Origin of the sequence: Dysgonomonas sp. GY617 (assembly GCF_015233815.1) — a bacterium.
Lineage (GTDB): Bacteria > Bacteroidota > Bacteroidia > Bacteroidales > Dysgonomonadaceae > Dysgonomonas_A.
In genome coordinates this window covers 495,881-516,641 of sequence record NZ_JADCLR010000021.1, presented here as the reverse complement: position 1 = coordinate 516,641, position 20,761 = coordinate 495,881, and the positions used below count along the sequence as shown (strand labels likewise).

Below are 20,761 nucleotides of genomic sequence, written 5' to 3'. Positions count from 1 at the left end.
TTAAATTTGCTATAATGTTTTTAAATACAAACCTATTCTTACTACCTTAGCTAAAGATTGAGTTGTTTATAAAAATAAATAACTACAGATGAAGATCGAATAATAGGATCAGAACTAGAAAAGACCTAATAAAATAATTCTCATGAAAAAACCTTTTTTTTCCATCTTTGGAATAAGTGCCTTTTTATTGATGCCTCTTTCAGTAAGTGCTCAAAAGAAAGATAAGAAGAATACAAAAAAGCCCAATGTAATTATTATTCTGGCTGATGACATAGGCTATGGAGACCTCAGTTGTAATGGTGAACCGACTATCCACACTCCCAATGTTGAAAAATTAGCCGCTCAGGGAGTACGTTTTACCGATGCTCACGCAGTTGCTGCAACAAGCACCCCATCGCGCTACTCACTCCTTACAGGAGAATATGCGTGGAGGAGAAGCGATACGGGAATAGCTACGGGAGATGCCGGTATGATTATTAAACCTGAACAAACAACCATCGCCGATATATTTAAAAATGCAGGATATACTACAGGAGCCATCGGTAAATGGCATTTAGGATTGGGAGACAAAGCCGGTCAACAGGATTGGAACGGTTATATAACTCCCGGACTGAAAGATATAGGTTTTGATTACTCTTATATTATGGCAGCCACGGGCGATCGTGTACCTTGTGTATTTGTAGAAAATCAACGGATAGTGAATCTTGATCCCAATGACCCGATAGAAGTAAGTTACGAAAAACCATTTGCAGGCGAACCTTTAGGGAAAGACAATCCTGATATGCTGTATGTGCAAAGGCCAAGTTCAAGCCATGGTCATGATCAAGCTATTGTGAATGGAATATCACGTATAGGTTATATGAAAGGTGGAAAAAGCGCCCTTTGGGTAGATGAAACAATTGCAGATAGTATTACCTCTCATGCTATTGAGTTTATAGAAAGCAATAAAGACCAACCATTCTTTTTATATTTTGCCACCAACGACATACACGTGCCTCGTGTTCCTCATCCTCGATTCACTGGAAAAAGCGGAATGGGGCCTCGAGGAGATGCTATTCTTGAATTTGATTGGAGTGTAGGTCAAATCATGGAGACTTTGGAGAAACTAGATCTAACAGAAAATACTTTAATTATACTTACAAGCGATAACGGACCCGTAGTAGACGATGGTTATGCCGATCGGGCAGTAGAACTACTTGGCGATCATCGCCCATGGGGACCTTTCCGCGGAGGTAAATATAGTATTTTTGAAGCAGGCACAAGAGTACCATTCGTCGTTAGCTGGGCAGGGAAGACAGAAGAAGGAGTCTCTGATGCTTCGGTTTCTCAAATTGACCTTCTAGCATCACTCTCTAGTTTAATAGGAGGAAAAATTCCATCCGATGCAGCCCCCGACAGTCAAAACCAATTGAACACCTTATTAGGAAAAGATAAAAAAGGTCGTAAATACATTGTTGAACAAGCAGGTTCGCTTTCGATATCAGACGGTACATGGAAATATATCGACCCGAGCAATGGTGCTACTTATGATAAGTTGACAAACACCGAACTTGGAAACAATAAAGAACCTCAACTCTATAACTTGAAAAAAGATATTGGAGAGAAAAAGAATCTGGCTAACGAAAACCCAAAGATAGTTGCTGAATTAAAAGCCATATTGGAAGCAGAGAAAGCCAAGACCAAATAAAAATACTGTTTAATATAATCATAGAATAGCACAAAACAGAGACCTCATTACTTGAGGTCTCTGTTTTATTAAATTATTAATTCAATTCACTGAATAGCTCCTTCATTTGCCACCATAGGCCAATATGGATTCTGATATATTGGAGAATTTTCGGCACTACCACTTGAGGTTATCAAGAAGTGTTGTATTGCTATTGGGTACAGATAATGTGCCATAGCCCATTTACAACCGCCTTGCTTCAACACCAATGAGTTTGGATTTATTTCCTGAGGTCTCATATAAATACTTTGGTCGGGGCCGCTAACATTAGCATCAACCACTCCGTATTTAAGGATAGAAACTCCTTTATCGTCTACATACCACGCCTTCATTGGTCCCCATAATTTCATTCCTTCAAGATGGTAAGGTCTTGATATAAGCTGATCCAGAGATCTCCATCTCCGTAAATCTGCCATTCTTAACCCCTCAGCCATCAACTCGCTGCGACGTTCTCTTCTTATATTATAAAGAGTTGGAGAAATTAATTGCCCACCTGAATATGCACCCCAATCGTTTAAGGCTTCTTTATTCATATCAGTAGCAGCAATTGTAATATTAAAATCATTATTTACCTTGGCACGATCTCTTAAGTTCTTCCAATACTGAGTAGCGACTCCATCCAGAGAGTTATTCTTTTCGTAATAAGCCTCCGTGTAATTTAGACATGCTTCTGCTGATCTAAAAATAATAGACCCTGTATAACATCCTCCATTGTCTGTAAATTGTGTACCATCAAAAGTACCTCCTTTACGTATGGCATAACCCGTTCCATATCCCACTTCGGCATTAGACGAAGTTATATTTGGATAATCTTCAATAGGATTAGCTCGTCCGGCTCCTTCTGTATTAAACAATAGGTTCTTTTGTTTAGGCTCTTTCAAGAACAGCCATAAACGTCCGTCTCTATTTTTTCTTACATCTGCTATGTAATCATCTCCGCCATATCTTGCAGGATCAGCATATATAGGCTTTCCATTATCCAAAAGAAAGTTTTCAACAAAACCTCTTGTCAATCCGTTTACATAGCCTCCCGTTTGTGCTGCGATGGGTACATTATGCGTTATACCCAATCCTCGGTCGTATTGTTTCCAGAGAATAACTTCCGAGTAACCTCTCAAATCGGTACTTCCAAACATATTATGATATGGATTTTCGGCATCTGTTATACTTTGTTGTAATACTCCATTATTTGTTACCAATGGATATTTATCTGCCACAATTTTAGATGCATCGATACATTGTTGAAAAAAATCATTCATTACAGCATCATAATTAGCAATTGCATAACCACTATTGTAATCTTTTGATGCACCAGGCCAACCGGCTCCTCCGGGAACAAAAGCTGTTCCTTTAAAATATTTCATCCATGTACCTTCATATAACGCAACTCTCGATTTAAGCATATAAGCAGCATATTTAGATATTCTATTTTTTCTGCCTCCATCAGCATCATCCTTTAGTAAGGAAATAGCTTTATCTAAATCAGCCAAAATAAATTTAGCAACCTCCGTGCGTGGTTGTCTTTTACTTGCCTCAATAAGAGGTTCCATTTCATTTGCAAGAGGCTCGGTTACAATAGGAAAATCTCCTACCCTTTGTAGCTTCTTGAAATATTCAAAAGCTCTGAAAAAATAGACTTCCCCAAACGATTGATCAATATTTACTCTGGTTCCGGTTATTCTGCCTGCTTCAAGTTTCTCCTGTGCAAATTTCAAGAAATAATTACATTTGTAGATAAATGAGAATGCCCACTCGCCATCATTTTGGTCTACCCGCCATTCGCCTGGAATAAAATGATTAGCCGAAGTTTTGTTATTCATATTATCAGTACCATTATCTAACCCAAATGTTCCAAAACTCCAGTTTCCATGTACATCAAATTCTTGATCATTTCCATTATTCCATTTGTTTCTAGGAGCATATAAGTTATTTACATATGACTCCAATTGTGATTCGGACTCAAAGTATATTTCAGGCGGAATCGTTGATAATGGGCTTTGATTAAGATCATCGGTACAAGCAAAGAATAGAGAAGACACCATCATGCAAGCACAAAACTTTGTTATATAATTATATAGTTTCATAAGTAATCAAATTAAAAATTAATATTCAGACCAAATGCAAACACTTTAGACAAAGGGTACACATTTCCACTATTGCCCCATCCGCCATCTACTGTTTCGGGGTCAAACATTTCTGCCATATCTGTCTTAGTCCACAGATTTTCCCCTGAAACAAATACTCTTAGTTTAGATACGCACAGTTTACGAGAAAGAGCTGCTGGCAGTGTATAGCCAATTTGTAAGTTTTTTAGCCTTATATAGGATGCATCTTGTAAGTAACGAGTCTGTCTCTTGGTATTTTTACTCGAATTAAATAAAGGTCTTGGGTAATAAGAATCAAGATTTACATCATTCACTCCATTTACAACCGAATTGGTACTTGCATCCCTGAAGTAGTCTTGATGTTGAGTAAACCCTGTTGACCACCACATACCACTACCTCCGGTATCTGTTTGTTTATCTCCACCTCCATAAGCTCCCCAGAAAAAATAATTTCCATTCCAGAAATCGCGTTTCATAATACCTTGGAAAAATGCTCTCATATCGAAACCTTTCCAGTCGGCAGTAAATTCAAAACCAAATTGGTATCGAGGGGTTGTATTACCTATCACTTTCAAATCTCCATGGTCATTCAAAGTATTGCTACCATTGTTGATTTTACCATCCCCATCAATATCTCTATACATAACGTCTCCTGCTCCCCATTGATTACCTAGAGCATCTTGCCCACCATTAGGTAAAGTGGCTAAATGTGCATCCATTTCCGCTTGAGTTTTGGCTATTCCTATTGTCTCATAACCCCATAATTCACCCATATTTCGTCCGGCATTGTATGTGCCTAGATTTCCCGTAAGGTTGGGGTATCTTTTGATTGTTGTTTGATAGTCAGCTAAATTAAATCTCACACCATAACCCAATCCATTATTTAATCGGTCTTGCCATGCGATCTGAAGTTCGAATCCTTTATCTTGTAGGTCGGTATTATTAGCTTTAGGAACACCAACTCCTAGTATAGCAGGTCTTTCGGGCGCAGGTCCTAACATATCTCTTGTTTCACGAACGAAATAATCAAAAGACCCAGTCAACCTATTATTGAATAGCCCAACATCAAGACCTATATTAGTAGTTCTGATTTTTTCCCATGTTAGATTTTCATTGATCAAAGTAGATGGTGCCCAAGATACATTTGGCTTAATACCATTTTGCATCCATACTCCTTCCGAGGCTTTCACTGTCATGGCTGCATATGTTGGATACCAATTATCGGTATTCTGATTAGCCAATTGCCCGTACGAACCTCTGACTTTTAATGTACCTACCACATTTTGAAGAGGTTTCCAGAAATCTTCTTGTGCAATATTCCATCCTAAAGAAAATGAAGGAGACCATACCCAACGGTTGCCGCTTCTGTAACGCGAAGATCCGTCATTTCTTAAGTTAAACTCAGCCAGATACCGACCCTGATAATCGTAGTTGATACGGGTAAAGTATCCGAAAGTACTCCATCGTTGTCTCGATCCGTTCACTGATGGCACTACGGGATTACCATCGTAGTCGGTTCCGCTTGTTCCATCGATTTCGTTAACGCCAGGAACTAAGATACCATCTCTTTGTAAGCCAAATTTGGTTTGTTTCATCTTCTCTGACTGAATCCCCAACATACCTTTGAAGTTGTGATTTTTATTCAACGTATAAGTGTATTCAGTATATAAGTTGATTGCCATTTGATTTTCTTTTAGATGATCCTCATGTACATTTGAGCTTTTAGACCATACAAAAGGATTGCTATCAACATCATACATATATGTTACTTGCTTATCCCAATGTCTGTTCGCATTCTTTATTGAATAATTAACCTCAGCAAATGTTCTCCAATGCTTAACGGGTTCAAAAACAAACTGAATTTGTTGATATAAGTTATCGGTTTCTACTTTATCATTTCCTTGATCTCTAAGAGCCAAAGCTGTTCTTTGCATCAAAAAACCATTTGGGTCGTATAAAGGGAGAGTTGGCCAAGCTTGTCGTCCTAAATCGCCAAAGAGATCATCAGTCATAGCAGATGGACGTTTATATTTGTCGCGAATAAAGCGGTTACTATAATTAACTCTTGCCCAGCTTGCGGCATCATATCCAACTTTTGCTGTTGCGGCATATCTATCGTAGGTATCCTGATTAAATTGCATCAATCCGTCTTGTGCCAAGATATTGAAAGATGTATAATAAGTTACCTTCTCGTTTCCTCCACTAAGACTCATATTATGCTCTTGACCCATAGATTGAGAACGGAAGATTTCTTTATAATAATCCCTATTGTCATTACCTCCTGTATTATTGATTCCATTAGGGTCGAATCCTTCTTCCCAACGGTTGTTATTTCGGTTTTGTACAGTAGATGCAGTTATCTCTCCTTTTTGAAAAGCTAATATATTTGCCAACCACGCATCACCAAAATGAGCAGTTCCGCCTCCATTTAAAGCTGCATCATTAAAATAGTTCGCAAATGTATAAGAGTCCATCATTTGAGGAAGTAAAAGAGGCTTATTCCATCTGAAACTATTATTATAATTCACGACTGTTTTTCCGGCAGTTCCTTTTTTAGTTGTAATCAATATTACACCAAAAGGAGCTCGCGATCCATAAATAGAAGATGATGATGCATCTTTCAATACTGAAATATTCTCAATATCCTGAGGGTTAAGGGCATTAATATCTCCCTCCATTCCATCAATTAAGATTAAAGGAGAATTTGTTGACCCATCGGCAATAGTACCCGTACCACGAATATTAATTTTTGCCCGTGATTCTAAGCTACCATTATTCTGAGTGATATTTAATCCAGGAACAAGACCTTGCAATGCTTGGGTTGCCAGCATTACGGGACGATCCTGAATATCTTTTGCAGTAGCTACACCTACTGCTCCAGTGAGATTTACTTTTTTCTGAGTACCAAAACCAACTACAACCACCTCATCCAATAGCTTACTATCTTCTGCTAGCTTAATAGTCAAGTTAATTTGGTTTCCTACTTGCACTGATTGTGTTATATAACCCATATAAATGAGTTTTAAAGTAGAATTGGCAGGAACTTTCAACGAAAACCGACCTTCTATATCGGTAATAGTACCTGCTGGTGCTCCTTCCACAGTAACGGAAACTCCAACTAAGGCTTCTCCTGTTTTAGAATCGGTCACTAGTCCTGTTATGCTTTTTTCCTGTGCAAATATTGCTACGGGCACAATAAACATAAGTGCAAGAATCAAGACAAAGCGATGTAATATTCTCACTCTATCCTTGCATTTTAAAGTTACATGATTGTTTTTTTTCATAATGGAATTAGATAAATGTTTACTTATAAAATAAGGCTCAACAAAGGTGATATATCTAAAAGAAGAAAACGGGGATAAATGAGTCAAATAGGGAGTAAAATTGAGTCATTGTCAAAAAAAACTATAATATGTTATTTATTGTGTAATTTTCATTTGCAGACTAAACTCAAAACTGCGAGATTAAACCTTTAAGAAGAATGATAGATTTGAGTAGATATTACTATCTCTTTCCTAGTCAGAGGGAAAGGTTCTCCCCTTATAGAGTTTTAATAAATGGGAAGAGTCAGAAAAAATAAAAAAAGCCACCTACATAATATGTAAATGGCTGATCAACAAGTGACCCCGGAGGGGCTCGAACCCTCGACCCATTGATTAAGAGTCAATTGCTCTACCAACTGAGCTACGGAGTCTTTTATTTGGTGGTACAAAAGTAAAACAAAATATTTATTTAATACCGAATTATAACCTAAAAAAGCTATTTATCTGCATTTTTAAACAGTAGATGTGATTAAATACATATTTTAGCGACCTATAAGATAAGTTCGATAAAATGCAGAATAAAGATATAGAAAAGGATTTTATGGATATGATACAACTAAATGAGCGTATCATATATAAAGTCGCATCTTTCTATGCAGATATCGATCAAAGTATTAATGACCTATACCAAGAAATCATCCTTAGTCTCTGGAAGGCATATCCTTCTTTTAGAGGAGAGAGCAAACCATCTACATGGATATATAGAATAGCATTAAATACCTGTATCACATTTTTTCGCCGGAGTAAACGAAAGCCCCAATATGTAGAATTAGTGGTTGATATTCCTAACACGCCTGATAATAATGACGAAATAGTAGAGCTTTACAAACTCATTAATCAATTAGGTAAAATAGAAAGGGCATTAGTTCTTTTATATCTAGATGAGAAATCGTATAAAGAAATTGCCGAGATCACCGGACTTACTGTTACAAATATCTCCACTAAAATAAGTAGAATAAAAGAAAAATTAAAGAGAATGTCTAATGAGTAAAGTTATCAACTATGGACTTAGATAATATGAAGAAGGCATGGAATGATAACGGATTCATTCCCGCCATCACTAAAGACAACATACAGAATATAATACACAAAAAAGGAAAAACTGCTCTCAGTCAACTTCTGTGGTTCGAAATGATCGGATTGATAATAGTACTCCCTTTTATGGCTGCACCTTATATTCATGCGCTTTATTTCCCTAGAGCTCCTTATCCCGAGTTCACTAAGTGGTTCTTCATGAGTACCTGTATCATTAGCTTCTTTTGGCAACTATATAAAGTCAAACTCTTGAAGAACATTAATCTCAAACAAGACAATATATTGCTTTCATTAAAGACAATCTCAACATACAAGCTTTATATAAAAAGAGAATTTATTGTAGGAGTAGCTTTCTTATGTATTATTTTAGGTTCTTTCTTTTATGGATATGTAGGTATTATATCTGACCAAGGAAAGCTTTCTTTCTGTATATATAATCTGCTTGTACTTGTGATTGCATGCTTTATAATGCTAGTCTTTTACAGATTATTCTATAAGAAGAATATCAGAAAGATAGAGTCGGCTTTAGATGAAGTGAAAGAAATGGAAGAAGATAATTGATAATGAGGATAACGAATCTCTAAAAAAATACAGACATATAAATTGTGTATTTATTTACTATTCCAAAAATCAAGGTATTGCTGAGCCACCTTAAGATAGTCGTGATGCTTTTCAACAAATAATCGTCCATCTTTGGCTCGTTGCTTGATGGTATCCTTATGTAGTAGCAGATCTTCTAATTTTCTATAAATATCCTCCTGATCGGGATATACATTCACAATAGGTCGCAGTTCTTGCTCTTGAAGTAAATCGTACATATCAGACTCACCGCCTCCTACAAGTACCTTTCCCAAGGCCATGGTAAGTAAACCGTTCATTGCCGGAGAGTAGGAATATAATTGATCTAAGACAACATGAGCATCTTTAATTCGGCTTAGGTATTCCGAATACATTACAGATTCTACTTTTGTTACTTTAGAGTCATTAGGATATGATTCTGCAATCTGTTGCAAAACTTCATAAAGAATATCAGTACCTTTAAATTCGTTCCGAGCCTTATTTATACCAATAAAGAAATTGATTTTATCCGTAGAGGGCAGTTCTGTTAAGAGCACCTTCCCTGTATTGATAGGTAAAGGAATATACTTAAGCTTATCACCATACGAATCTTTATATGCTTCGTAGTATTCATATAAACATGCGACTATACCATTACATGACTCAGCTATTTCAATATTAGCATCCTCGCGCTTAGTTCCTATCCAGTTTTCTATTAAAAAGTCGCTTTTCGTTCTTGTGTTTTTTGTGTTACCAATATAGAACTCCGAATATTTATATTTTTGATCCAAGCAAGCTTTTATCCAAAAATAATCATCACCAAAAGCACCCAGAAAAATCTTCTTATTGTGTCGTCTCAGATATCTATATAACTCAATGTTAACTCTTATGTTTTGGGTAGTAAAGCAGGGATTAGTTATCTGAACGACGTCATATCCTTTGAAGTTACGCAGATTCGAAGATATAGTTAATAAGTTGGATAAAGTATCTTTCAGATTAGAGCTTTCACGTTTAAGATCAATATCTCTAGGATAGTTTTTGAAGCCATCACCATCGGATGCCACTGTTACATCGTGCCCAAGAATTTTTAGTCCCTCAGACAACGTAAGGTGTAACCCACTATAATCTCCTAATAACAGTATTTTCATCTATAAATATAACGGATTAGATCCGAAAAAGATCGCTCCTATGCTCGATTAGTTCCAAACAGGATCATAACTTGTTGCCCGACCACGTTGTTCGTACTTAAGATCCTGTAACATGGACGAATTAACTCGTAAAGATATGTAATATGTAGCATATGGACCTATTGGATTAAAGCTTGCTGTGATATTCCAACAGTGCAGGTTTCTTGATAAGTTACAAGTTAACCATGAAATTCTACTGTTGGGAACATCATAACTCGCATTAAAAGATAGATTCCAATTCTTGGTGGGTTGGATAGAGCCATTAAAACCCAAATTGTGAGTAATAACACCTTTGAATCTCTCTCTTTCCTGATCGAATTGCGAATTATAACTCATATTATAATTAATAGAGAGATTCCATTTTATATCATTTTTCAAGAATCCATCCTGATCAAACTCTCCCGCGGCCTCCTTTTTATCAAAAAGACTTTTACGAGGACCATCATCTTCGGGAACATCCCCATCTTCATCTGACAGATCAGCTTCTGGATTATCTCTGTTCTTGTCATCTTTTGAAGTAGAGTCTCCTCCTTTACCAAACCATTTTTTAAATGTATCCTGATTTATAGAAGGTGATATTGTATATCCTGTGCTCACTAGTCGAGCTATACCTCCATTTCCAATAAGTAAACGATCTATTTTTTGCCCCTTTTCATTATACATGTATGGATCCCAAACAGCATTAAGATTGACTGTTAAACTCTTACTTAACTTTAACCGCATATTAGTTCCAATATCACTCCACTTAAACTCGTCAGCCATCATATTATAGCTAAAGTTTACCCCCAGATTATCAATCAAACTAATAATCTTAGTCGAGTCATTATCAGTTCCAACTTTCATTTCAATATTATTCTCAAAACTAAAGTTTATGTTGCCTTGCTGTCTGGCACTTGACGGTGTAAATATTTCTTGCGAAAAAGGTGAATATAAATGCGTTTGTAATTCTCCATTAGCATCATAATATGAATACTTCTTATAAGAACCAAAACGAGGATCGGTAAAATCAGGATTACCTCCAAAGCTAATCGAAGGAGTAAATACATGACGTATTTTTTGCAATTTTCCAATTTTAAGCAGAGGTTCATAAAAACCATAAAGTCTTGTCTGGAAACTTACATTATAATTAAAGTCATAGGAACGGAAAAATGAAAATGTAGTATCGGCAGCTACGTGTGCATTTTGTACGGGATCCCATTTTTGACTAATAGAACGGGTATACCATCTTTCATTATAACTAAAGCTTGGTGTTATATTCAGATAATTTAATACACTAAAAGTTCCTGCGGTTTGTACACGATGCTGCATAGCATTGCGCCAATCTTTCACCAGATTAGATCTAAACAGCATATTTTCTTTGGTCTTGATGCTATTTCGCAAATCACCCGTATAATTCAAAGAGATTTTTTCGTACCATTTAGCTGAACCAACGGCTTCTTTTCTTTTAAAGGGAAAAATACGACTCATTGTAACTGTAACGTTAGGTAACGTAAGCATAATTGAGGAGTCGCTCAACACCTGATTAGCTGTAGCATTGGCTGTCAGTGTAAATGGCGAATTTGGGAAACGTTGGGTAAGAGTCACAGTTGAACTTCTTGTATTTTCAGTTCCCGAGGGAGTAAAAGCAACGTTTAAACTATTCTGGTTATAGCTAGAGGAACGATAGTTTACACTTGCTGCCAGAGTTCTAAACATATTTGCTTTCGGATCTTGGCTATGCTGCCAGTCTATCGACATATCCTTCGACTCACTGAATGTATTAGGAATATCACGATCTCCTCTCTTTGTATACAAGTAGTTAACATTGAACGAACCACTGTATTTATAACGTTTTTTATAAGAAGATCTGGCAGAAAGTCCCCAGGATCCCTTTGTATATATTTCTCCAGTTAGAGCCAAATCAATATTATCGTTGATAGCAAAATAATATCCACCATCACGCAAGTTAAAACCACGATCCATATCATCCCCATAAGATGGCATAATAATACCCGAAGAATATTTCTCGCTGAAAGGGAAAAAGCCAAAAGGAAGTGCTAATGGCAAAGGAAGCCCTTCAATAACTAAATAAGCCGGTCCGGTGATTACATCTTTCTTCGGGCGAACTTTTGCCTTGGTTAGCATCATATAGAAGTGAGGATGGTCATGATTGTCGCAAGTAGTATATTTTCCATCACACATAAAGAATGTATCATCAGCATTTTTCTTTGCTTTATCGGCTACTATATACCCTTCTCCTTGTTGGGTAATAATAGTCGTCATATACCCTTTCTTTGTCTTGAAATTATAGCTTACCGATTTCATTTCATACTCGGTTCCATTATCTGTAAAAACAGGGCGGCCAAATTCTTCTCCAATTGAATCTAATCCATATGTCGCATGCACAATACTACTATCCATATTCATGGCTATATTCTCGGCTTGAATACCCATTGTCTGATAGTTAACCTTACTATCACCATATAGGAAACCTCTACTATCGGAAGTAAAGACAATAGAGTCGTTAGCCGAATAGTCTACCGGTGCATCTAATGAAGTTTTTTTGCTTTTGGTTGTATCTTGAGCTATTGAGTCTGAGACTTGTGGGCGTAGAGAATCCGTCGTTAGAGCACGATCAGATGTTACCGAATCCTGCAAAAACGAAATATTTGAGTTGCTTTCAGCTTGTTTATGCAATTGAGCTCCCCAAAAAGGAGACGAAAACAATACAAACAGAAAAGTATATATACAGAAATGAGTCTTCTTCATCAAAACGGATTCGACCTGATAATTCAAAGTGCAAAACTAAGCATTTAATAAAAAAGGAAAAGCTAAAAAAACGAAAATCTATCCTTATTACTCATTCTTATGAAGAAAAAGGTAAACTTTTAGTCTTTTTGTGTGTTGTTTCTTAAATCCTTTATTTTTTCTCAGAAGAAAGCACTCTATTTTTCATCACACAATTTCTTTAGAAAGGAGCTCAAATAATAAAGCCCCAAATAACACTTAAGCCTAAGTGTAGCCACTGATTCCTCTGTTTTTCGCTCATTCAAGCTCCGAAATGAAAAGGCATGCACTTTAATTATATTTTTTTACTAAAATGCTTATATTGAGAAATAAGCAACATATAACATTTTTAGTACCTTTGCGAGCTATGTAGAAGACTACTTTTATTGAAGAAGTCAAAACTTAAACAGAGTGCATATTAAGCAACTATAAGTATTGAATATAATATTCATTATATAGCTGAAAGTTGTGCTTACTCTTACTAAAGCAACTAATGAGGTCATAGACCTGCCTTACTTATGATGAATACAATACACATAGATTCATGCCCCGTCTGCGCCAACAACAATTGTCCGGAGACTCTTATTTGTAAAGATCATTTAGTAACAAATGAACAGTTCTCAATACATCAATGTACTAAATGTAATTTCGCCTTTACCCAAAACTTCCCTTGCGAAGAGAAAATTGGTAAGTACTATGATGCTCCCGAATACATCTCTCATTCCGACACTCATCAAGGATTCATAAATTCACTATATCATCAAGCCAGAAAAATATCTTTGAAGTCAAAGACTAAGATGGCTTCGAAATACTCATCCGATCAAGCCGAAACACTGCTTGATATAGGTTCGGGAACAGGTTACTTTTTGAATGCTATGCGCCTTAAAAAATGGGTTGTAACTGGCATAGAAAAATCGGAAACAACAAGGAATTATGCCCACACAAAATTCGGGCTTAATATCCAAGATTCTGACTACTTGTTTCAAATGCCCGACAAGATAAAAGATGTGGTGACTATGTGGCACGTACTCGAACACATAGAAAAACTAAATGATACAATGGCAAACCTGCATCGGATATTAAAGGATGATGGTGTTCTGTTCATTGCACTACCCAACAAAAAATCGGCTGATGCCATTTCATACAAACAGCATTGGGCAGCATATGATGTACCTCGCCACTTGTGGCACTTTTCGCCCAATGATTTTAGACAATTTGCGGAAAAGCATAATTTTAAGGTCGAAAAGATGAAACCAATGTATTTTGATCCTTTTTATATAGCAATGCTAAGCGAAAAAAGTAAAGGAACATCCGCGGCGAGTTTAGTAGGATTAATTAAAGGATCTCTATTCTTCATTCAAAGTCTATTCAGTACCCGCAGATGTAGTTCCATTATCTACATACTTAAAAAGAAATAAGTATAGCTCATTACAAATAAAGCATATATCAATAAATATACTTTCATTCACCAATAAAGTCTGACACGTTTAAATACATACACAATATGATACAAGAGGAAAAATCAATACCTAAGAAATTACTCCAACACGTTATAGCTATTGTTTGCTTTTTAGCTGTTACATTTATATACTTCAGCCCTGTTTTGGATGGCAAAGTCCTTCAACAAAGCGATGTTCAACAATACAAAGGAATGTCGCGCGAATTGGCTCAATATTACGAAAAAGAAGGTCAATCGTCAGCATGGACAGGTTCCATGTTTTCGGGAATGCCTGCTTACCAAATCGGAATATGGGGAGGAGCGCCTAACTTTCTGGATTATTTAGAAGCACCTCTAAAGGCTTTGGGAAACAGCACTGCTGGACCTGTATTTGCTGGAATGCTAATGGCTTATATTCTATTTTGTGTCATGGGTGTAGGTTTCTTTCCTGCAGTATTGGGAGCCATTGCCTATTCTTTATCCTCTTACAATATTATAATTATCGATGCCGGGCACGTAACTAAAGCTTGGGCAATAGCCTATATACCGCTTATTGTAGCAGGCTTGGCGGCAGCCTTTAGGCGAAAGTATCTGCTGGCGGGACTTCTTATGGCTCTTGGTCTGGCACTACAAATCAAGAACAACCACTTGCAGGTTACCTATTATACCGGAATATTGTGCACATTTATATATGTAGGACTACTTATAAACGAAGCTCTAAAAAAGAATTTCTCTGGATTACTAAGAGCAACCGGAGCTTTGGCTATTGGTGTTGTTATTGCAATATTCTGTAATCTGGGCAATATATACGCTAATTACGAGATGTCGAAAGAAAGTACTCGTGGACAATCGGAATTAACTCAACCAACTCAATCGGAAAAACAGTCATCGGGTCTCGATAAAGATTATGCATTTGCATGGAGTTACGGAAAAATGGAAACTTTATCACTTTTGATTCCTGATATACATGGAGGTGCTTCGGGTGGAATGTTATCTCCATCCTCTAACCTATATAAAGCAATCAGAGCAAATGCTCCGCAAGCGCAAGTTGATTCTGCAGGAATACAAGCTCAGACTTACTGGGGCGATCAACCCTTTACCTCTGGTCCTGTTTACTTTGGTGCTATCATTTGTTTCTTATTTGTATTAGGAATGCTCATTGTTAGACATCCCATGAAATGGATTTTCCTTGTGGCAACTATTTTCTTCATATTCCTTTCGTGGGGAAATAATTTTGAGATGTTCAATGATTGGTTCTTTTACCACTTCCCTATGTATAATAAATTCAGGGCTGTATCCACAGCTTTAATTATACCTGCACTTACTATGCTGATAGTAGCAATGTGGGGTATAAAAGAGTTTTTCAATGGCGAAATCAAAGAAGACAGTCTTAAAAGATCTATTTATATATCTGCCGGAATTACCGGTGGAACAAGCTTGCTACTCTGGTTAGTACCGGGTATATTCGGATTCGACTTTACCACCGCCGGCGATAGTCAGTGGATGTCTCAAGTTCCCGATTGGTATTATTCTGCACTTGTTGCTGATCGTAAAGACTTATTATCTTCGGATGCCCTACGTTCATTGATCTACATAATTTTAGCTGCCGGAATATTATATGCTACCCTGAAGCTAAAAGGAGATAAAAACAAGATTACAGTGTATTGTTCGGCTGTATTAATACTTTTGGTAGTTATCGATTTATGGGGTGTAGACAAACGCTATTTAAACAACGATAAGTTCCAAAGCAAATTATCGTACGATGCAAATCGTCCATTCCCCCAAACGGAAGCCGACAAAGCAATACTTCAAGATAAACACCCATCGTATCGTGTACTGAACTTGAACAATCCGTTTAACGAAACTAAGACATCTTACTATCATAAGTCAATAGGAGGATACCATGCCGCTAAATTGAAGCGTTATCAGGAATTGATAGATTACCGTTTGCAAGGTGAAATTAATTCAATAATCAAATCATTCGATTCTCAGAATATAGATAGTATAATTGGTTCTCTTCAAAAGAATACAGCATTAAATATGCTTAATGCCAAATATATTATATTCCACCCCGAACAAGCTCCTTTACAAAACCCATACGCAATGGGTAATGCTTGGTTTGTAGACAACTACATTTTTGCTGATAATGCCGATAAAGAGATTGAAGCATTAAACACGCTCGATGTAGGTTCTACCGCTATAGTAGACAAACGATTTGAGAATCAACTATCAGGCTTCACTATTGTTCCCGATTCAACAGCAACAATTGAGCTAACCGAATACAAGCCGAATACTCTTAAGTACAAATCATCAGCAAAAAGCGAGCAATTGGCAATCTTATCAGAAATGTATTATCCAAACGGATGGGAAGCCTATATAGATGGTAAACCTGCTACACACTTCTGTGCCGATTGGACATTGCGCGCCATACGTGTTCCGGCAGGTGAGCACGAGATAGAGTTCAAATTTGAACCTCATTCATATAATACTGCACGTGCCATCGCTTCTGCTAGTAGTGGTATTTTGATACTTTTGCTTATTGGAAGTATAGGCTCTCTCTTTTACAGAAAAAAAGATAAGTATACTAAAATATGAGATTCTCATTCATAACCTGCACATATAATCGGGATAAATATATTGCTCAAACACTCAAAGCCGTTTGTGAACAAACATATAACCCTCTCGATTACGAAATCATTGTTGTAGACAATAATAGCACAGATTCTACGGCAACGATATGTGAAGAGTTTAAACAAAAATATTTGGATCGTCAATTCCGATACTTCAAAGAAATGAATCAAGGGCTTTCTTTTGCTCTCAATAGAGGAATAAAGGAGGCTCGGGGAGAATTTCTCATTTTTGTAGATGACGATGAAACTATCATCCCCGAACATTTAAAGCGACTAAACAATCATCTGAACAATTATCCGGATGCTGTTCTTGCAGGCTCTCCTGTTGTTCCTATCTACGAAGAAGCACAACCTAAATGGATGTCGCATTTCACCCAACGATTGATAGGAGGGTATTTCGATCAAGGAAAGCTTCCAAAAAAATTGGATGCGAAAAATTATCCGGGAACAGGGCATACAATTGCGAAAAAAGAACTTTATGAAAAGTATGGTTATTACAATACTGAACTCGGACGCAAGGGCAACTCACTAATAGGTGCCGAAGACAAGGATATGTTCAACCGCTTGAAGAAAAATAATATTGAATGTTATTATTTTCCGGACATTCCTATCTATCACCACATTCCAAAAGAAAAACTGACCGATCAGTTTTTCGATAAGCTCACCTACTCCATTGGTAGAAGCGAGCGTATACGTACCTTATCCATCTCCAAAAAAGAATATAGACGAAGACTTTTTGATGAATGTATCAAATGGGTAGCTTCTTTGGTTTTATACATAGGATATATTATTACATTCTCACCTCAAAAAGGCACACAGTTATTACTATTCAGGTGGAATGTTACTAAAGGCTTACTTGGTAAATAAGGTCTAAGACCTAAAAACTACATGATTTATGAAAAAGAAAAAATCAACTAATCGTTTCGCTAAAATATTTATTATCCTTCTTTTGATTGTAGGGGCATTATTTGTTTTCAGAGGAACTATATATCGCACAACTGTTACTTACAAAGAAGATGGTAGCAGAAAAAATTACAAGGTTAAAGATAAAAATCTGGCGATCTTTATTGAGGATAATATAAATAGCAATCAGGCAGGCGATATTGAATCTATCATCGACTTGTCTCAAGAAATAACGGATGCTGCCTTGTCTTATTCCGAAGATGCCAAAGAAAACGACCCTAACAAAACAGTTTTACTACGAAGAGCTAATGCAGCAGGATATGCTGCTTTTGCAGCAAGTGTAGGCAATTATTTGATTGATAAATATAAACTTTCGGAAGTTTGGGAAGCTAAACCCGTAAAAGGGAAACTTCACTTATTCGGAAAAGACATGCACTCTCAATTCAAGAAGAAAAGCTTTAAGGAATATGATTTTGTTATATTCAGAAATAAAATAACAAAAAAAGAAATAACCATAGATCCTTCTTTGTATGCTCGCCAAGGGATAGAACGCATCACCAAACAATAAGATTCTAAAACCTCAGATGTTAGATAAAAATTCAATTTCTCAGCAGATCAAATACTATGCCCTATCCATCGGATTCGATGCTTGTGGTATATGCGAAGCTGAAGAAATTGAAGTTATAGAAAGTAATCATTATCAAGAGTGGATTAACAGAGGTTACCATGCTGATATGGAATATATGGCTCGCAACATAGATAAGAGAAGCGACCCTACCCTGCTTGTTGACAATGCAAAATCTATCATTAGCCTTGCATTGAACTACTATCCACACGAAAAGCAATCGGAAGCAGTTCCTCAATTTGCCTATTATGCATATGGTAAGGATTATCATGATGTAATGAAAGCAAAACTCCAACAACTTTTCGCCTATATACAGACGCTCATCCCAAATATCGAAGGACGTGTATTCTGCGATACTGCACCCGTTTTGGAACGTTATTGGGCTGCTAAAGCCGGATTAGGCTTTATTGGTAAAAACACCCTGCTAATCATCCCAAAGCGGGGCTCTTATTTCTTTCTGGGAGAAGTCATTATAGATGCAGAACTATCCTATGACAAACCACTTAGTTTATCTTGCGGAAAATGCACCCGATGCTTACAAGCCTGCCCCACAGGAGCCATAGAGCAACCCCATTTGCTGAATGCAAAAAAATGCATCTCCTACCAAACAATTGAAAATAAAGGGGAGATAGACCCAACAATAGTGCCACTTCTGAACAATAGAATGTACGGATGCGATATTTGTCAACAAATATGCCCTTGGAATAGATATGCACGCCCTCATACAACTGAAGAATTTATACCAAAGGAAGAATTCTTATCAATGGATCATGAAAGTATTGCTAATATGTCGGTAGAAGATTATCAACGAATATTTAAAGGGTCAGCTGTAAAGAGAGCCAAATATTCAGGGGTGATGAGAAATTACAGAGCAGTAAGCAACACTCAAGAGACAGAGTAATTATTAGATATAATATTCTGATACATCTACAATCCCCGCCTTCATAGCATACTTGGTGGCTTCGTGCACATTATTGACTTCCAGCTTTCTGAATATATTTTTACGGTGAGTTATCACAGTATGAAAACTCAAATGACGCTCGGCAGCAATCTCCTTTGTAGTATGTCCTAATGCAATTTCTTTCAGAATTTCTTTTTCGGTTTGTGTCAGATTATGATCTGAGGCAGATTCTAAAGAACGACTCAAAGTTCTCATATGATTATCAACCCTTTTACAATAGAAACTTTCGCCAACAAGAGCCGAACCAATAGTCGCATCTATTTCGGTTAAAGGGCACGATTTAAGAACAATACTAAATGACAAATCGTTTGCTTGTATTTGCTTGAGAAACGAATCGCTCAGTTCATCAGAAAAGAGAATCCAATCAGACTTTGGATAACGTTCACTCAGTATCTGTAAATCATTTATAGATTCGAAGTCAAAAAGAGTATAATCCAGAATAATCAATGCATCTACATTCTCCGACAATATGTGTATCAGATCCGATTTATCGCCCACTTCAAAGACTTGAGAAATATCTTTAATCTCTCTCACCATAGATTTAATACCTAGGCGTGTTATATCTTGTGTATCTGCGATGATCAGGTTTCTCATTATCAATAGCTAAATAGATGTTTTACAAAAATAGGAAAAGTCTCCAAATATACCCTCACCAATTTAATCTAAAGTGAAAGTGATATTTATAAAACGTCGGAACAAACTTCAATAAGACATTTAAAAACAGTGTTTTACAACACATAAAAGTTCTGTTTAATTAGAAACATGTAAACCATTTGACACAATGTATTTCTAAAAATAGTTAAGGTTCTAAACCTTTTGTTTAATTGTCAAAAACACTCAACGAGTATCTATCTATTTATCAATAGATTAAATTGATTTCTATTTTTAACAGTCTGTTAAATACATGAAAACAAACCACTTTGTACTTGCTATTAACAAAATAATTATGTTATCTTTGAAAAATGCGCATCGGTATAAAGATGTGTTAATTGTTCAAATTTATCATTTTTAATTATGGAAAAAACCCTTATAATACTAAAGCCTTCAGCAATTCAACGAGGATTCATAGGAGACGTTATTTCTCGATTCGAGCGCAAAGGTTTACGATTAGCAGGGATGAAAATGATACAGTTGGACGATGCCATACTAAGCGAGCATTATGCTAACTTAAAAGATAAACCGTTTTTCCAACGGGTTAAGAATTCGATGATGGTATGTCCCGTAGTTGTTCAATGCTGGGAAGGTGTGGACGCTATAAAAGTTGTAAGGAATATAACCGGAGCAACCAATGGACGCGAAGCAACAGCAGGAACCATCAGAGGAGACTTCTCAATCAGTTCTCAGGAAAATATTGTACATGCATCCGATTCCGCAGAGTCAGCTCAAATTGAACTTTCGCGGTTTTTCAATGAGAACGAACTATTCGATTACAAACTCTGGGTCTTGCCTAATTTGTATGCGAATGATGAGATATAATTCAGTTACAAATCAAAAAGTTATTGAA

14 protein-coding genes and 1 tRNA gene are annotated in these 20,761 nt (G+C 36.6%); 9 read left to right on the top strand and 6 right to left on the bottom strand.

The features are described 5' to 3' along the window. Nucleotides 1–142 precede the first annotated feature (142 nt). Complete coding sequence (locus IR022_RS12210) at nucleotides 143–1,687, top strand: sulfatase family protein (RefSeq protein ID WP_194203893.1); 1,545 nt, start codon at nucleotides 143–145, stop codon at nucleotides 1,685–1,687. 86 nt (nucleotides 1,688–1,773) lie between these two features. Here IR022_RS12210 and IR022_RS12205 read toward each other — a convergent pair whose 3' ends face one another. The 3 genes from IR022_RS12205 to IR022_RS12195 all read right to left on the bottom strand — a co-directional run bounded on the left by IR022_RS12205 (nucleotide 1,774) and on the right by IR022_RS12195 (nucleotide 7,525). Continuing rightward, entirely contained in the window at nucleotides 1,774–3,810 is a 2,037-nt protein-coding gene (locus IR022_RS12205; protein WP_194203892.1) for a RagB/SusD family nutrient uptake outer membrane protein, read from the bottom strand. A gap of 11 nt (nucleotides 3,811–3,821) precedes the next feature. Beyond that, nucleotides 3,822–7,115, bottom strand: coding sequence for a SusC/RagA family TonB-linked outer membrane protein (locus tag IR022_RS12200; protein ID WP_194203891.1), 3,294 nt, complete (start codon nucleotides 7,113–7,115; stop codon nucleotides 3,822–3,824). 337 nt (nucleotides 7,116–7,452) lie between these two features. After that, nucleotides 7,453–7,525 (bottom strand) — tRNA-Lys (locus IR022_RS12195). A 140-nt stretch (nucleotides 7,526–7,665) separates the two neighbouring features. On the opposite strand from IR022_RS12195, the gene IR022_RS12190 reads away from it, so the two are divergent. Further along, complete coding sequence (locus IR022_RS12190; protein WP_194203890.1) at nucleotides 7,666–8,145, top strand: RNA polymerase sigma factor; 480 nt, start codon at nucleotides 7,666–7,668, stop codon at nucleotides 8,143–8,145. A gap of 11 nt (nucleotides 8,146–8,156) precedes the next feature. After that, complete coding sequence (locus IR022_RS12185) at nucleotides 8,157–8,750, top strand: hypothetical protein (protein WP_194203889.1); 594 nt, start codon at nucleotides 8,157–8,159, stop codon at nucleotides 8,748–8,750. A 50-nt stretch (nucleotides 8,751–8,800) separates the two neighbouring features. On the opposite strand, the gene IR022_RS12180 is transcribed toward IR022_RS12185, so the two are convergent. Beyond that, a complete protein-coding gene (locus IR022_RS12180; protein ID WP_194203888.1) occupies nucleotides 8,801–9,895 on the bottom strand; it encodes a glycosyltransferase in 1,095 nt (364 codons plus the stop codon). Nucleotides 9,896–9,943: 48 nt separating this feature from the next. Further along, the gene (locus IR022_RS12175; RefSeq protein WP_194203887.1) at nucleotides 9,944–12,682 is read right to left on the bottom strand and encodes a putative LPS assembly protein LptD; all 2,739 of its coding nucleotides are present in this window, start codon (nucleotides 12,680–12,682) and stop codon (nucleotides 9,944–9,946) included. Between the two features lie 536 nt (nucleotides 12,683–13,218). Between IR022_RS12175 and IR022_RS12170 the strand changes: the two genes are divergently transcribed. From IR022_RS12170 to queG, 5 genes are all read left to right on the top strand, one after another. Further along, on the top strand, nucleotides 13,219–14,118 hold the full coding sequence (locus IR022_RS12170) for a class I SAM-dependent methyltransferase (protein WP_242047177.1): 900 nt from the start codon (nucleotides 13,219–13,221) through the stop codon (nucleotides 14,116–14,118). A gap of 86 nt (nucleotides 14,119–14,204) precedes the next feature. Then, on the top strand, nucleotides 14,205–16,733 hold the full coding sequence (locus IR022_RS12165) for a hypothetical protein (protein ID WP_194203886.1): 2,529 nt from the start codon (nucleotides 14,205–14,207) through the stop codon (nucleotides 16,731–16,733). Beyond that, nucleotides 16,730–17,635, top strand: coding sequence for a glycosyltransferase family 2 protein (locus IR022_RS12160; RefSeq protein WP_194203885.1), 906 nt, complete (start codon nucleotides 16,730–16,732; stop codon nucleotides 17,633–17,635). Before IR022_RS12165 ends, IR022_RS12160 begins: the two co-directional genes overlap by 4 nt. Before the next feature lie 28 nt (nucleotides 17,636–17,663). Then, on the top strand, nucleotides 17,664–18,239 hold the full coding sequence (locus IR022_RS12155) for a hypothetical protein (protein WP_194203884.1): 576 nt from the start codon (nucleotides 17,664–17,666) through the stop codon (nucleotides 18,237–18,239). Nucleotides 18,240–18,255: 16 nt separating this feature from the next. Next, complete coding sequence (gene queG / locus IR022_RS12150; RefSeq protein ID WP_194203883.1) at nucleotides 18,256–19,197, top strand: tRNA epoxyqueuosine(34) reductase QueG; 942 nt, start codon at nucleotides 18,256–18,258, stop codon at nucleotides 19,195–19,197. Nucleotides 19,198–19,200: 3 nt separating this feature from the next. On the opposite strand, the gene IR022_RS12145 is transcribed toward queG, so the two are convergent. Then, nucleotides 19,201–19,851, bottom strand: a complete 651-nt coding sequence (locus tag IR022_RS12145) for a response regulator transcription factor (RefSeq protein WP_194203882.1) — start codon at nucleotides 19,849–19,851, stop codon at nucleotides 19,201–19,203. A 420-nt stretch (nucleotides 19,852–20,271) separates the two neighbouring features. Here IR022_RS12145 and ndk point away from each other — a divergent pair, with 420 nt between their 5' ends. Next, complete coding sequence (ndk, locus tag IR022_RS12140; RefSeq protein ID WP_050708110.1) at nucleotides 20,272–20,733, top strand: nucleoside-diphosphate kinase; 462 nt, start codon at nucleotides 20,272–20,274, stop codon at nucleotides 20,731–20,733. The last annotated feature ends 28 nt before the right edge of the window (nucleotides 20,734–20,761 follow it).

Excerpts from the sequence above, each read along its gene's own strand:
- IR022_RS12160 (WP_194203885.1), top strand. The coding sequence starts at position 16,730 with ATGAGATTCTCATTCATAACCTGCACATATAATCGGGATAAATATATT.
- IR022_RS12205 (WP_194203892.1), bottom strand. The coding sequence starts at position 3,810 with ATGAAACTATATAATTATATAACAAAGTTTTGTGCTTGCATGATGGTG.
- IR022_RS12165 (WP_194203886.1), top strand. The coding sequence starts at position 14,205 with ATGATACAAGAGGAAAAATCAATACCTAAGAAATTACTCCAACACGTT.
- queG (WP_194203883.1), top strand. The coding sequence starts at position 18,256 with ATGTTAGATAAAAATTCAATTTCTCAGCAGATCAAATACTATGCCCTA.
- IR022_RS12200 (WP_194203891.1), bottom strand. The coding sequence starts at position 7,115 with ATGAAAAAAAACAATCATGTAACTTTAAAATGCAAGGATAGAGTGAGA.
- IR022_RS12145 (WP_194203882.1), bottom strand. The coding sequence starts at position 19,851 with ATGAGAAACCTGATCATCGCAGATACACAAGATATAACACGCCTAGGT.
- IR022_RS12210 (WP_194203893.1), top strand. The coding sequence starts at position 143 with ATGAAAAAACCTTTTTTTTCCATCTTTGGAATAAGTGCCTTTTTATTG.
- IR022_RS12155 (WP_194203884.1), top strand. The coding sequence starts at position 17,664 with ATGAAAAAGAAAAAATCAACTAATCGTTTCGCTAAAATATTTATTATC.
- IR022_RS12185 (WP_194203889.1), top strand. The coding sequence starts at position 8,157 with ATGGACTTAGATAATATGAAGAAGGCATGGAATGATAACGGATTCATT.
- IR022_RS12175 (WP_194203887.1), bottom strand. The coding sequence starts at position 12,682 with ATGAAGAAGACTCATTTCTGTATATATACTTTTCTGTTTGTATTGTTT.
- IR022_RS12170 (WP_242047177.1), top strand. The coding sequence starts at position 13,219 with ATGATGAATACAATACACATAGATTCATGCCCCGTCTGCGCCAACAAC.
- IR022_RS12190 (WP_194203890.1), top strand. The coding sequence starts at position 7,666 with ATGCAGAATAAAGATATAGAAAAGGATTTTATGGATATGATACAACTA.
- ndk (WP_050708110.1), top strand. The coding sequence starts at position 20,272 with ATGGAAAAAACCCTTATAATACTAAAGCCTTCAGCAATTCAACGAGGA.
- IR022_RS12180 (WP_194203888.1), bottom strand. The coding sequence starts at position 9,895 with ATGAAAATACTGTTATTAGGAGATTATAGTGGGTTACACCTTACGTTG.